This window comes from Flavobacterium sp. UBA7680 (genome assembly GCF_002482975.1).
GTDB lineage: Bacteria > Bacteroidota > Bacteroidia > Flavobacteriales > Flavobacteriaceae > Flavobacterium.
Genome location: NZ_DLHA01000028.1, coordinates 282,256 through 296,267, shown reverse-complemented (window position 1 = coordinate 296,267; position 14,012 = coordinate 282,256). Strand labels below are relative to the sequence as shown.

Annotated in this window: 14 protein-coding genes; 9 read left to right on the top strand and 5 right to left on the bottom strand. The window is 33.9% G+C overall.

Translation table 11 applies throughout. The features are described 5' to 3' along the window. Positions 1-154 precede the first annotated feature (154 nt). From B3C18_RS11855 to B3C18_RS11840, 4 genes are all read right to left on the bottom strand, one after another. The gene (locus tag B3C18_RS11855) at positions 155-1,732 is read right to left on the bottom strand and encodes a glycerol-3-phosphate dehydrogenase/oxidase (RefSeq protein WP_291146913.1); all 1,578 of its coding nucleotides are present in this window, start codon (positions 1,730-1,732) and stop codon (positions 155-157) included. A 262-nt stretch (positions 1,733-1,994) separates the two neighbouring features. Further along, on the bottom strand, positions 1,995-2,474 hold the full coding sequence (locus B3C18_RS11850; protein ID WP_291146911.1) for a DUF6691 family protein: 480 nt from the start codon (positions 2,472-2,474) through the stop codon (positions 1,995-1,997). Positions 2,475-2,484: 10 nt separating this feature from the next. Then, positions 2,485-3,054 (bottom strand): YeeE/YedE family protein, encoded by a 570-nt coding sequence (locus B3C18_RS11845; protein ID WP_414655347.1) that lies wholly within the window; start codon positions 3,052-3,054, stop codon positions 2,485-2,487. A 122-nt stretch (positions 3,055-3,176) separates the two neighbouring features. Further along, the gene (locus B3C18_RS11840; RefSeq protein ID WP_291146909.1) at positions 3,177-4,592 is read right to left on the bottom strand and encodes an MBL fold metallo-hydrolase; all 1,416 of its coding nucleotides are present in this window, start codon (positions 4,590-4,592) and stop codon (positions 3,177-3,179) included. A gap of 233 nt (positions 4,593-4,825) precedes the next feature. Between B3C18_RS11840 and B3C18_RS11835 the strand changes: the two genes are divergently transcribed. From B3C18_RS11835 to B3C18_RS11795, 9 genes are all read left to right on the top strand, one after another. Beyond that, positions 4,826-5,416 (top strand): HD domain-containing protein, encoded by a 591-nt coding sequence (locus tag B3C18_RS11835; RefSeq protein WP_291146907.1) that lies wholly within the window; start codon positions 4,826-4,828, stop codon positions 5,414-5,416. A gap of 398 nt (positions 5,417-5,814) precedes the next feature. Further along, the gene (locus tag B3C18_RS11830; RefSeq protein WP_291146905.1) at positions 5,815-7,161 is read left to right on the top strand and encodes a cytochrome ubiquinol oxidase subunit I; all 1,347 of its coding nucleotides are present in this window, start codon (positions 5,815-5,817) and stop codon (positions 7,159-7,161) included. Positions 7,162-7,163: 2 nt separating this feature from the next. After that, positions 7,164-8,240 (top strand): cytochrome d ubiquinol oxidase subunit II, encoded by a 1,077-nt coding sequence (gene cydB / locus B3C18_RS11825; RefSeq protein WP_291146903.1) that lies wholly within the window; start codon positions 7,164-7,166, stop codon positions 8,238-8,240. 162 nt (positions 8,241-8,402) lie between these two features. Then, on the top strand, positions 8,403-8,873 hold the full coding sequence (locus B3C18_RS11820; protein ID WP_291146902.1) for a barstar family protein: 471 nt from the start codon (positions 8,403-8,405) through the stop codon (positions 8,871-8,873). A gap of 172 nt (positions 8,874-9,045) precedes the next feature. Continuing rightward, on the top strand, positions 9,046-10,020 hold the full coding sequence (locus B3C18_RS11815) for a DUF6438 domain-containing protein (protein WP_291146899.1): 975 nt from the start codon (positions 9,046-9,048) through the stop codon (positions 10,018-10,020). Between the two features lie 184 nt (positions 10,021-10,204). Beyond that, positions 10,205-10,795 carry a Crp/Fnr family transcriptional regulator gene (locus B3C18_RS11810; protein WP_291146897.1) on the top strand — a complete coding sequence of 197 codons (591 nt, stop codon included), beginning with the start codon at positions 10,205-10,207 and terminating at the stop codon, positions 10,793-10,795. A gap of 100 nt (positions 10,796-10,895) precedes the next feature. After that, on the top strand, positions 10,896-11,654 hold the full coding sequence (locus B3C18_RS11805) for a glucose 1-dehydrogenase (protein WP_291146895.1): 759 nt from the start codon (positions 10,896-10,898) through the stop codon (positions 11,652-11,654). A gap of 370 nt (positions 11,655-12,024) precedes the next feature. Next, on the top strand, positions 12,025-12,474 hold the full coding sequence (locus B3C18_RS11800; protein WP_291146893.1) for a Panacea domain-containing protein: 450 nt from the start codon (positions 12,025-12,027) through the stop codon (positions 12,472-12,474). Next, the gene (locus B3C18_RS11795; RefSeq protein ID WP_291146891.1) at positions 12,474-12,908 is read left to right on the top strand and encodes a hypothetical protein; all 435 of its coding nucleotides are present in this window, start codon (positions 12,474-12,476) and stop codon (positions 12,906-12,908) included. The genes B3C18_RS11800 and B3C18_RS11795 overlap by 1 nt, the downstream gene beginning before the upstream one ends. Before the next feature lie 122 nt (positions 12,909-13,030). Here B3C18_RS11795 and B3C18_RS11790 read toward each other — a convergent pair whose 3' ends face one another. After that, positions 13,031-13,816 carry a sulfite exporter TauE/SafE family protein gene (locus B3C18_RS11790; RefSeq protein ID WP_291146889.1) on the bottom strand — a complete coding sequence of 262 codons (786 nt, stop codon included), beginning with the start codon at positions 13,814-13,816 and terminating at the stop codon, positions 13,031-13,033. Between the last annotated feature and the right edge of the window lie 196 nt (positions 13,817-14,012).

The window sequence follows — 14,012 nt, the reverse complement described above, 5'->3', positions numbered from 1 at the left end:
TTTTGTTAATTCAAAATGACATCAATTCTGAATGGAAAAAGTTAGAATAAAAATAGTATATTTTTTAGTTTCAAAATATTGATTTTTAAATATTTAACTAAAAATTAAACTTGTCGTTATAAATTCTATCAAATTTATCGAATTTAAAAAAGATTTATTGAAATTCGGACAAAAGAAAGCCCTTTGTAGTTTTTTTGAAATTTAAAACTTCGTCATTTATCCAGTTTTCATCATGTCCAAGCTCTTTTGCAAGCAGTTTTGCTACTTTTTCTGAAGATTGAATGGCGGCTCTTGCATCTAAAAACAATAAACGAACACGTCTGGCTAAAATATCATCTACAGTTCTTGCCATTTCATATCGAATCGCCCAAAGCACTTCTGCCATAGTAAATTCGTGATCAGGATGTACTTTTTCGTTTAATTCAGGATTGTTTTGTTGTAATTCGATTATGCTAGGAATGTCTGAACCATAGATATACAAATGATTTTCTCGATCTAAAGTCGTCGTAGTTTTATTTCCATGAATGGGAAGATGTTCTGTAACACATGATTTTTTAGGCAGTTTGCCAATAGTAATTGCTTTGTTTATAATGTCTTCGGCGATTTTTCTGTATGTTGTCCATTTTCCTCCTGTAATAGTTATTAAACCAGTTTCTGATACAATAATTTTATGGCTTCTGGAAACTTCCTTGGTTTTTTTGCCCTCTTCTTCGGGTGCAGCCAAAGGTCGTAAACCTGCAAAAACCGATAAAACATCTGCTCTGGTAGGTTTTTTTGCTAAAAAGTGCTGGGCTGTTTCTAATACAAATTTGATTTCGCTTTCTAAAGCAACGGGTTCTAAACTTTGTTTTTTAATTAAAGTATCTGTTGTGCCTACTACAATTCGGTTATGCCAGGGTACTGCAAATAAAACTCGTCCGTCACTTGTTTTTGGAATCATCAAAGCATGATCTCCGGGTAAAAAAGATTTATCAAACACAAGATGAATCCCTTGGCTCGGAACAATATATTTTTTATAAACAGTATCGTTTAGTTTCATTATGGCATTTGTAAATACTCCCGTAGCATTTATAATTGCAGCACCTTTTAAATTGTATTTATCCCCAGTTTCCTGATCTTCTACTTCAACACCAATAACTTGGTTTTTATTGTCTTTTATTAAATTTACAACTTTTGTATAGTTTAAAATGCAAGCTCCTTTTTCTGCAGCAGTCTGAGCAATATTAATGGCTAAACGCGAATCATCAAATTGTCCATCATGGTAAATAACGCCATTTAGCAAACCAGCTTCTTCTACGTTAGTAAGCATTTCGATTGTTTTTTTCTTAGAAATATATTTGGAGCGGCCTAAACTTAAACGTCCGGCCAATAAATCATAAACAGTTAACCCAATAGTATATATGAAAGTGCTCCACCAATTGTAATTTGGAATCACAAAAGATTGGTTTTTGACTAAGTGACCTGCATTTTTAGCTATTAAACCTCTTTCTTTAAGTGCTTCTATGACCAAGTGAATATTTCCTTGTTCCAGATAACGCACACCACCATGAATCAGTTTAGTGCTTCTGCTCGAAGTTCCTTTTGCAAAATCAACTGCTTCAAGTAAAATTGTTTTGTATCCTCTGCTTGCAGCATCAAGAGCAGTTCCTAAACCGCTGGCTCCGCCTCCAATTACAATTACATCCCATTTTTCAGTGTTCTTTAATATCAATAGTTGTTCTGAACGGTTCATATATTATATTCTATTTTTTGGGATTCATTGTTTAAAGCAAACTTAACGAAACGAAATTAGATTTAGATGAAGAAATATCTTAGTTGTTAAAGTTTGTTTCAAGTTGATTAATGTTGAATACATTTAACCGCAAAGCGCGCAAGTTTTTTTAGAAACAAGACTATTATAAAGCGCAAAGTTCGCAAAGCTTTATAAATAAACTTTGCGAACTTTGCGTGCTTCGCGGTTAAATCAACTTTAAACCTGAAACCTGAAACAAATTTTAATGAGGAAGTTTGTCTTTAATCAAACCATAAAACCAGGTTCCTGCAATAGCACTTAATAAAGTCACAATAATTACAGTTGCACCAGTTCCAATTTGAGCGAAAAGGGGACCCGGACAAGCTCCGGTAATCGCCCATCCAAAACCAAATAGTAATCCGCCATAGATTTGTCCTTTGCTGAAAGTCTTTGGCTGAATTTCGATTTTCTCGCCCTGAAGCGTTTTAATGTTGAATTTTTTAATGATGAAAACCGAGATAACACCCACAGCAACTGCGCTTCCAATTACGCCATACATAAAGAATGACTGCAGATGAAACATTTCCTGAATGCGAAACCAACTGATGATTTCGGCTTTTACAAATACAATCCCGAAAAAGATTCCGACGATTAAATATTTAATATTAGCGAATCCTGATTCTTTTTTATGACTTGCATTGATTCCTTCTCCGTCAGTATTTTTATTTTCTAAATTGCTCATTTTTGAAATTTTAAAGTGAAAGAATATAAGGTAAAATCAAAAGTGACATTACAAAACCGCCAATCATAAAACAGATTGTAGCAATAAGAGACGGCCATTGTAAATTTGATAATCCCATTATGGCGTGTCCGCTTGTGCATCCGCCCGCGTAACGTGTTCCGAAACCAACCAAAAATCCGCCAACAACAATCATGATGAATCCGCGAAGGGTTAATAAACTTTCCCACGAAAATAATTGCGAAGGAACTAAACCAGAATGATCTGTTATTCCGTAAGATGATAATTGCTGTGAAAGTTCTGAAGTAATTTGAACGTCATTTGGGTTTGAAAGAAAGTAAGCAGCAATAACACCGCCAAGAAATATTCCCAAAACAAAAAATAAATTCCAGCTTTCTTTTTTCCAGTCGTATTTAAAAAATGAAATATTCGCCGGAATACAAGCCGCACAAATATGACGAAGCGAAGAACTAATCCCGAAAGATTTATTTCCGATAATCAATAAAATAGGAACAGTCAATCCGATTAAAGGACCAGCAACGTACCAAGGCCAAGGCTCTTGAATAATTTCCAGTATATTCATTTGTTAGTTTTTTTGCCACAGATTTCACAGATTCAAAAGGATTTCTTTTTTATCTGTAAAGTCTGCCTGCTAATTTATATTTAATTTTAATCTGTGTTAATCATTTTAATCTGTGGCAAAATCTATTTTAGAACCTTACTTTGGCAGACAAAATCTGATTTTGGAATATTGGTTTTGGAAATCGCTCCAAAACCGCCGTCAATTTCGCTAAAATTTCTGAAACCGCGTGCCTGTAAAATCGAAGCTGCGATCATACTGCGGTAACCGCCAGCGCAATGCAGATAAAAATGCTCATTTGGGTTAATGTCTTTTACCCAGTCATTAATATAAGCAAGAGGTTTGCTGTAAGCATCTTCAATATGTTCTGCTTCGTATTCCGTTTCTTTACGAACGTCAATAACTTTATCTTCTTTGATATTAAATTGATTTGCAAATTGTTCTGCAGAAATTCGGTTAACGGTATCAATTTCAAAACCAGCTTTTTCCCAAGCTTCAAAACCGCCTTCTAAATGTCCGATGATCGAATCAAAACCAACACGGCTTAAACGTGTAACCGTTTCTTCTTCAAGACCCAATTCGGTTACTAATATAATAGGTTGTTTTACATCACCAACTAAAGTTCCAACCCACGGAGCAAAATCACCGTTGATTCCAATATTAATAGACTGTGGAATAAATCCTTTGGCAAAATCACCGCTTTTTCGTGTATCTAAAATTAAAGCTCCGGTTTCTTCAGCGACAGCCTCAAATTCTTTTGCATCAATAGCTTTCATTCCGTTATGTAAAACCGTTTCAAAACTTTCGTAACCTTGTTTGTTCATGGCAACGTTCATGCTGAAATAGGCTGGTGGAGGCAATAATCCGTCCGTTACTTCTTCAATAAATTCAGCTTCCGTCATATCCGCACGCAAAGCATAATTAGTAGCTTTTTGATTTCCAATAGTTGAAACTGTTTCTTTACTCATGTTTTTTCCACAGGCACTTCCCGCTCCATGCGCAGGATAAACAATGACGTCATCATTCAGCGTCATAATTTTATCTCTTAAAGAATGAAATAAAATTCCGGCCAATTGATCCTGAGTCATTCCTTCCGCTTTTTGAGCTAAATCCGGACGGCCAACATCGCCTATAAATAAAGTATCGCCAGAAAAAATTGCATAATCTTTTCCGTCTTGGTCAATCAACAAATAAGTCGTGCTTTCCATTGTATGACCCGGAGTATGTAATGCTTTTATGGTTACATTTCCGAGTTTAAATTCTTGTCCGTCTTTTGCAGAAATGCATTCAAATTCGCAGGCAGCATTTGGTCCGTAAACAATTGGAGCTTCTGTTTCTTTACTTAAATCGATATGTCCGGAAACAAAATCAGCGTGAAAATGTGTTTCAAAAATGTATTTTAGTTTAACATTGTCACGTTCTAAACGATCTAAATAAGGTTGGATTTCTCTTAACGGATCAATAATTGCTGCTTCTCCGTTTGAAGTTATATAGTATGCACCTTGTGCGAGGCATCCGGTGTAAATTTGTTCTATTTTCATGGTATGTATTGAAAAATAATGGGAATACAAAGATAACTCTGTTTTCTTTTAAAATAGGTGACTAATGTTACAGAAATTTGATTTTTGTGTAAAAAATAGAAATTTAACCATATAAGTTATATAAGTAAATTTAAGGCGTCGTGTAATTTGCGTTTTGCTAAAATGAACTTATATAACTTATATGGTGGCAAAAAAAAATCTACGTAATTTTACAACTGACGAAAATTATTGATATGAATACAGCGGACTTATTAGATCAAATTGCCTTTATAAAAGAAATTGACAAAGTAAAATATATTCAGCGTAAAACGAAGCTGTTTAACAGCGATCGATGTGAAAATGATGCCGAACACAGCTGGCATTTGGCATTAATGGCAATTGTTTTGGCAGAACACTCTAATGAACCAATCGATGTTTTGAAAGTGGTGAAAATGGTTTTAATTCATGATATTGTAGAAATCGATGCTGGAGATGTTTTTATTTATGATACAGTGAAAAGTCATGATAATACAGATGAAGAACGATTGGCAGCGAATCGAATTTTTGGTTTACTTCCAAAAAAACAAGCAGAAGAGTTAATTGCTATTTGGGAAGAATTTGAAGCTGGAGAAACGAATGAAGCCAAATTTGCAAGATCTATGGACAGATTAGAACCTTTACTGCAGAATACTTCTAACAACGGCGGAACCTGGAAAGAGTTTGGTGTAAACTATAATAAGGTTTACGAGAAAAAAAGCATTATAAAAGAAGGTTCAAAATCGTTGTGGAATTATGCCGAAGGTTTGATAAACGAAAGTGTTGAAAAAGGGATTTTAGAAAAATAATCAATAATACCCACGTAATCAAAATCAAACATAGCCTGCGGTTTCAACCGCAGGAACTCATGCATAATCACGATACGTTTCCCGCGGTTGAAACCGCGGGCTATGTTTAAATGCGCATAGCTATACGTAATCTTGTCATTTCGACCGAAGGGAGAAATCGCACAAGATGATCGACAAAGATTGGCGATTTTGTTTGCGTCCCGAAAATTCGGGATAGTGCGATTTCTCCCTTCGGTCGAAATGACAAACTTTGATAAATTGCTATACGTATAAGTGTTATTTATACTTTTAAATTGTTGAAAAGTTTAACAAATATCAAGTGATAAACTTTTTTTAAAAGGCATTAATTCGGGTTGTAATGGTTAAATTTGTGGAACTTCATAAACAAATTACCACTTATGGAAGAAATGCTCTTTTATGATCGAATGCAATTCGCGTTCACCATTACTTTTCATTATCTTTTTCCACAGCTTACAATGGGTCTTTCGCTCATTATTGTTTACTTCAAATGGAAATACCTAAAAACTAAAGACGAACAATACAATCACGCCACTCATTTCTGGATGAAAATCTTCGCTCTGAATTTTGCAATGGGTGTTGTAACCGGAATTCCAATGGAATTTCAATTCGGGACGAACTGGGCAAAATTTTCCGAATTAACAGGCGGAATCATTGGACAAACCCTTGCAATGGAAGGAATGTTTTCTTTCTTTCTCGAATCTTCTTTTCTTGGAATATTTTTATTTGGAGAAAAACTTCTTGGACATAAATGGCATTTTGTAACCGGATTATTAATTTGCATTGGTTCCTGGGCCAGCGGATTTTTAATTATTGCAACACATTCGTGGATGCAGAATCCGGTGGGTTATGAAATTCTCGAAAACGGAAAATTTGTTCTGAATAATTTTCAGGCTTTGTTTTTAAATCCTTGGCTTTGGCCTTCTTATCTGCACAATCAGGCAGCTTCATTGGTGACAAGTTCTTTTGTTGTTGCCGGAATTGGTGCTTTCTATATTTTAAGTCAGAAGAATGTTTCTTTTGGAAAGTTGTTCCTTAAAACGGGAGTTATCTTCGGATTGATTTCTAGTGTTATTGTGGCAGTTCCGACAGGAGATTTACTGGCAAAAAATGTGGTGAAATACCAACCCGTAACTTTTGCCGGAATGGAAGGGATTTTTCATACCGAAGAGAAAGGTTCTGAAATTGTTTTAATTGGTCAGCCCGATGTAAAAGATAAAAAACTCGATAATAAAATTGCGGTTCCTAACATTTTGAGTTTCCTGACTTACGGAAATTGGGATCAGGAAATTAAAGGTTTGGATCAGTTTGAAGAAGATCTGCATCCAACAAATATTTCAGGATTGTATTATGCCTATCATATTATGGTGGGACTCGGAACGGTTTTTATTGGTTTAATGGCTCTTTCTCTTTTTCAATTAATTAGAGGAAAATTGTTTGAAACCAAATGGATTTTATGGTCGCTTATGTTTATGATGCCGTTTCCGTATATTGCCAATACAACAGGCTGGTATACGGCAGAATTAGGAAGACAGCCTTGGCTGGTTTATAATTTACTGCGAACTGCTGCCGGAGCTTCGCCAACAGTTTCATCCGGAAATACCTTGTTTACATTGCTTGGTTTTATTGGTTTATACCTTTTACTGGGAATGTTGTTTTTACTTTTGATTGGAAAAATTATCAATAAAGGGCCGCACCATGTGGAACTTTCAACAGAAAAAATATAAGTATGGAATTTTTTTGGTACGTAGTTTTAATGGGAATTCTGGCTGTTTATCTGGTTTTAGACGGTTATGATTTTGGAGCAGGAATTATTCATTTATTTTTTGCCGATACAGAAAAAGATAAAAAAGCAATTACAAGCGCTATTGGCCCGTTTTGGGATGCTAATGAAGTTTGGCTGATTGCTGCCGGAGGTGTTTTGTTTTTTGCTTTTCCAACTTTATACGCTTCTTCTTTCAGCGGATTTTATCTGCCTTTGATTATGATTTTATGGCTTTTGATTTTCCGTGCTATCGGATTAGAAATGCGCGGACAGATTCATAACGCAATGTGGGAAACCATTTGGGATAAGGCTTTCGGAATTGCGAGTTTACTTTTAGCCTTATTTTTCGGAATTGCTTTAGGAAATATTGTTCGCGGTGTAAATCTCGGAATGGTACAAAATGGAGTTTCAACACAGGAAGCGCATTATTTCTTTCTCCCTTTGTGGAATCCAACTTTTAGTCCGCAGGCAAATGAGTTGGGAATTATAGACTGGTTTACACTTTTCCTTGGGATTGTGAGTACTGTTGCTTTAACGATTCACGGTGCAAACTGGATTATTTATAAAACAAATTCGTCTTTAAATCCGAAACTTAAAAAAGTTGTTTTTGCATTGAATATTGTTCTTTTGGTTTTAGTTTGTATTTCATTGCAGGTTTGGCATTTTATCGAACCAAAACCGTTTCATAATTTCGTTGAAAACCCTATTCTTTGGTTTTTTCCGCTTTTAACTTTCGTTGGAATTCTGGGATTATTTAAAGTACGTTCGTTTCAAAAAGACGGTTACGGATTTATGTTTTCTACTTTCTTCTTAGTGGGAGGATTTGCTTCAACAGCTGTTTCGATTTTTCCGAATGTTCTACCTTCAACCAATAAAGTAAATTCATCGTTAACAATTTATAATACTGCCGCCGGAGAATACGGATTAAATGCCGGAATGAGCTGGTTTTTTGTGGCTTTGTTTCTTGTGATTATTTATTTTGTTATTCAGTATAGAGTTTTTAGTGGGAAGATGGATGATATTGGGTATGGGGAACATTGATTTTTTTATTTTTTGCCACGAATTACACGAATTTTCACGAATTAATTTTATTAATAGCCGTTGGTTTTAACCAACGGTTTTTTAATTTTTTGGATATCGGCTTTAGCCAAAATGTTTGTTATATTTGGCTTAAACCGAAGATCAAAAATAGATTTAAAAAACATGATTAAATTTACAAATGGGCCTGACAGCTGGAAAAGATTAGATTATACAATAATGGCTCGTGGTTTTGTAAAACCATATAATGATTATCAAATTTTAAAAAATGATACAGATTGGTTAATCTCCGAAGGATATAATATTTTAAACTTTGATTGTACAGAATGGTCAAATAAAGAATTTATGCATAATTCTTTACACAGTAAATTCGATTTTCCTGTTTATTACGGGCATAATTGGGATGCGTTGCAAGAATGTTTAAATGAAATAGAAATCAAAGAAAATGGTTTAGTTGTTGTATTTGATAATCTTGATATTATGAATATAAAATTGGCTCATACTTTAATTGATGTATTTGTTTCAAGTGCTCAAAGACATTTAATATTTTCAGAGAGATTATTGATATTGATTAAGGTAGAAAGTTGGAATTTTAAATTACATCCTTACGGTGCTTTTAATTTATATTGGTACTAAAAAATATTTTTGAAGAAGAATTATATTTAATTGCCTCCAGTTTTAACTGGAGGTTTTTTTATTGATATTTAGTAGGCTTTAGTCAAAATCGTAGTTCGGCTAGAGCTTTTTTTATTTAGATTTGTTTACTCCAGCTTTAACTGGAGGCAATTTATAAGTAATTATTAAATATATGAAGCAAATAATTATAATCATACTGTTGCTTTTTCTTGTCGATTGTTATTCCCAGAATAATGAAAGTAGTATTTTAGAAAATAAAGCAGAAATTGAAAAATATGTTCATGCGAACAGTAAAAGATTTGCAAAATTTGAGCTAAAAAAAATACATGATTTTCCTCCTGAAAGGGATGCTCAAGATTCTATTTGTAGAAGAATAGGAGATTCTCTTAAAATTAACGAATATTATTATAAAGCAGATTTTGATAATAACGGCTTGACAGATTTTTTGCTGATCGGGGATGATTATAATTGTGATGAATCAAGATCAATTAGCTGTAATTTCAGCTCTTTAGTTATGATGAAATTTCCAAAAGATTCGGTAAAGATATATAATCTTAATATAGGTGGAGGTTGTATTATTCCAAAAATTGTAAAGAGAAATAATCAAACAATATTAGAAGTTTATAACCGAAGAAGAGGAATTTTGAATGCTAAAGGGAATAATGTAGTACAACATACTCTAATCTACAAATATGACGGATTTATTGATTATAATGAAGAATATGCAAAACATTCTATAGAAAAAATTGAATTTTCGACTTTTGGTTGCTACGGGACTTGTCCAGTGTTTTTATTAGTAATCGATAAAGAAAGAAACTCAACTTTTTTTGCTGAACGTTTTAATTTTGGAAGTGAAGAAGAAAAGATGAAAAAAATGACATCTTATAACAGAGAAGGAACTTTCAAAACTGTGATAAAACAAGAAAATTATAATCAAATTTTAGGACTATTAGAGTACATGAATTTTGCAAATTTTAAAAATGAGAACATGGGATATGAAGAAGATAGTGGTAACTCAATTCTAAAAATTACGTATGATAATGGCAAAGAGAAAATTATTGAAAATAATGGTTCAATTGGAAATTACAGTTTGGATAGACTGTTTGATTTATTGTCTGAATTAAGGTTTAATCAGAAATGGGAATAAACTACTAGATTTAATTGCCTCCAGTTTAAACTGGAGGTTTTTTTATTGATAGCCAGAAAAGACTTTAGTCAAAATCGTAAAGTTTGGCTAAAGCCTTTTATTTATATAGATTTGTTTACCTCCAGCTAAAGCTGGAGGCAATTAATAAAACTGCTTATCTATTCTAAATTGTAACTTAAACTCCATGGAAGACCTGACATCATTTATTGAAAATATTAATCAGAAAGTCGTTTTATTGCCGGGCGAAATGGATGCTCTATTGTCAGAGTTTAAAGTGCGAAAAATAAAGAAAAGACAGTTTATTGTACAGCCGGAATTTGTAAACAAACACAGAACTTATGTGCTTGAAGGGGCTTTTCGCGCTTATGTTGTAGATGAAAAAGGAAACGAGCATACGATTCAGTTTGCTATTGAAGACTGGTGGATAGCCGATTATAATAGTTATATATACCAAACTCCGGCGACGATGTTTGTAGTAGCGTTAGAAGACAGCGTGATTCTGCAAATAAATCATGAAGCCGAACAGAAACTGAAATCGTTGTCTCATAATCTGGAAACATTATTTCGTATAATGGCCGAAAAGTCGGCGGCATTTTTTGCGCGTCGTATTATTGCAACGCTTACGCAAAATGCAGAAGAACGTTATACGGAGTTTTTGGAAAAGTTCCCAAAAGTTGCGCAGCGCCTGCCACAATACGCCCTCGCATCTTATCTTAATATGACTACAGAGTTTTTATCGAAAATACGTAATGAAAAAGTAAAGAAAAAAGGTTGAACTAGTTCAACCTTTTTTCCTAAGATACTTCAACTTTTCAGCCTGACTTAATACCCAACTTTGCTTTATCAATTAACAACGTATAATTAATAAAGTTAAAATGGAAAATTCAGAAAAATTAAATGGTAAAGTAGCCTTAATAACTGGTGCATCAAAAGGTATAGGCGCGGGAATCGCTAAAGCATACGCAAATCAGGGCGCAACAGTGGTTGTCAATTATGCTAGTAATAAGAATGACGCCGATAAAGTTGTTGAAGAAATAACTACTAATGGCGGAAAAGCAATTGCAATACAAGGTAATGTTGAAAAAGCAGCTGATGTAAAACGCATTTTTGAAGAAATTGCAAAAACATTTGGTAAGCTTGATATTTTGGTAAATAATGCAGGTGTTTACAGCTTTGCAGGTATTGAAGATATTACCGAAGAATCTTTTCACCGTATGTTTAATATTAATGTCTTGGGAAGTATATTGACGATTCAGCAAGCGGCGAAATTATTTGGTGATAAAGGCGGTGCTATTATTAATGTAGGTTCGATAGTGTCAACGCTTGACATGCCAACTACATTGGTTTATACACAAACTAAATACGCTGTTGATGCCATGACGCGTATTCTTGCAAAAGAATTTGGTCCAATGAAAATTCGTGTCAATTCTATTAATCCCGGACTGATCGAAACAGAAGGTTCTCATAGTTCCGGAGTTATGAATGGAGATGCAGAAAAATGGCACGTATCTGAAACGCCTCTAGCCCGTGTAGGGAAACCGGAGGATATTGCGAAAGTTGCTGTGTTTCTTGCTTCTGAAGATTCATATTGGATTACTGGTGAAACTATCGCTGTTTCTGGCGGACAACGCTAAGTAAATTTTGGTATAAGATCAATAGCCTCCACTTTTAACTGGAGGTTTTTTTATTGATATTAAGAAGGCTTTAGCCCAAATCGTAAAGTTTGGCTAAAGCCTTTTTTATTTAGATTCGCTTACCTCCAGCTAAAACTGGAGGCAATTTATTGAAAAACTATAAAGTTATTTATCCGGGTTTGCGTTAGGGATAGAAGCGGTATCCTTTTTGTTTTTTCTTTAAAAACAAAAAGATACAAGCGGATAGCCCGGCCGAAGGTAACGCCCAAAAACTTCTCATTAATTTTTTTTAATATAATTTTTACAAATATTGTATTTGGTTGGGATTTTCTTAGTTTTGTTAGAAGAGAAATAATTAAAATTTTAGAAAATGTATAATTGTTTTGATATAGCCAAGTACTTCATAGAATTAGCAAAAGAAGAAGGGCAGGGACTTGATCCAATGAAATTGCTAAAGCTGACTTATATTTCGGATGGATGGCATTTGGGAATTACTGGAAAGCCGCTTTTTGAAAACGAGATTCAGGCTTGGAAATACGGTGCAGTTATTCCAGATTTGTATTATGCCATACGAATGTTTGGGAAAGATCCAGTCGATCCGTTTTTGTTGAATATATCTGCGAAAACGCCATTAAATGAAGAAGATAAAGAGTTCTTGAAAAAAATCTGGAATAATTACAAAGGTTTATCCGGATTGCAGCTTTCGGCATTAACGCATGAAGAGGGAAGTCCGTGGTGGCAAACCTGGGACGGATCACATGATGTTGTTATTGGAAATGATTTAATTAAAGAATATTATCAGGAAAAACTAAATAGTTAATGGAAAGAACTTTAGCAGAAAAATTACCGGAAAGTGCTTTAGGAAACGATATTATTAATGTTCCAAAAGATGTGACGAAAGAGGCAGAAAAAGAAGATCATTTAATGAGACCTTACGATCCTAAAAGCCATTCGGAATATATTGAACTTAAAAGATTTGAAATCGAGCAGGCAAATGAAAGTTTAGAGCGAAAGCTAAGACAGGAAAATGCTAAAAAAGCTTTTATTTTTTCGTCAAGATGGGCGATTTTTATTGCTCTTGTTATTTTACTGCACGGAGCAGGCGCATCGTATAAATTCTTTATTTTATCGCAAACGGAGTTTTTATTTGTTGTTGGAACTTTAACGACTTCTATTTTTACTTTTTATACTTTGGTTTTGAGGTATTTATTTTATAGAAAACCAACTAAAACTGCCGAGAAGAAAATAATTTAGATAGTTTCATCTTTGTCAAAGTTTAAAACTTTGACAAAGATTATCTACAAGTGAAACTAAATTCAAAAATATTTAAAGAAAAAGTCTGCGTTATCAGCCAAATCTGCGGGAGAAAATAACTTCTAAAACAAAACCTCTTTAGCAATTATATAAAATCCCATTACGAGAACAAACCAGCCAAAAAGCGGTTTTAATTTAGTTCCGTCGATTTTTTTAGAAAGCTGGCTTCCAATTAACATTCCAAGAAGTGCCATTCCAGAAACTCCTAATAAAAAAGAATAATCGATTGGAGTTCCTATATATAAATCTCCTCCAAAACCTATTGAAGAATTGATTGTAATAATCAATAATGAAGTTCCAACAGCTTGTTTCATTGGTAATTTGGCAAAAAACAAAAGTGCAGGAATTATTAAAAACCCGCCTCCGGCACCAAGAAATCCGGTTACAATCCCAACTAAAAATCCAATGAAACTTAATTGAACATAATTGGTTTCGGTACTTTTTACTTCTGGAAGGTTTTTTCGAATCATCGAAATTGCCGCCGTTATCATTAAAACCGAAAAGACAATCATAATCAGAAAATCTTTTGAAACGGTATAAGATGCTACAGAAAAAAGTGTCGCAGCAATTTGAGGAAATATAACTTCACGAATTATCAAAATTGAAATTACAGAAGGAATAGCAAAATATAAAGCTGATTTCAGTTTAAGATTCCCCATTTTATAATGACTATAACTTCCGAATAAAGCGGTTAAGCCAACAATAAATAAAGAATATGAAGTGGCCTGATCTGGATTTACTTTAAATAAATACACCAAAATAGGAATTGTCAATATCGATCCGCCACCGCCAATTAAACCCAGCGAAACCCCGATAATGATTGAAGCAAAATATCCTAAATATTCCATTGCATTTATTTTTATGCAAAGTTGCTTCGGAAATTAGAATCCTACAGTAACATTTATCACAGAAGTAAATTTTTGCCCACAGATTTTACGGATGGAACGGGTTTACACAGATTATTTGTTGCATTGAGCAGATAAATTTTAACACATAGAGACATAGCTTTACTAACTCAAAAAAAGGCGTTTCACTTTTCATGAA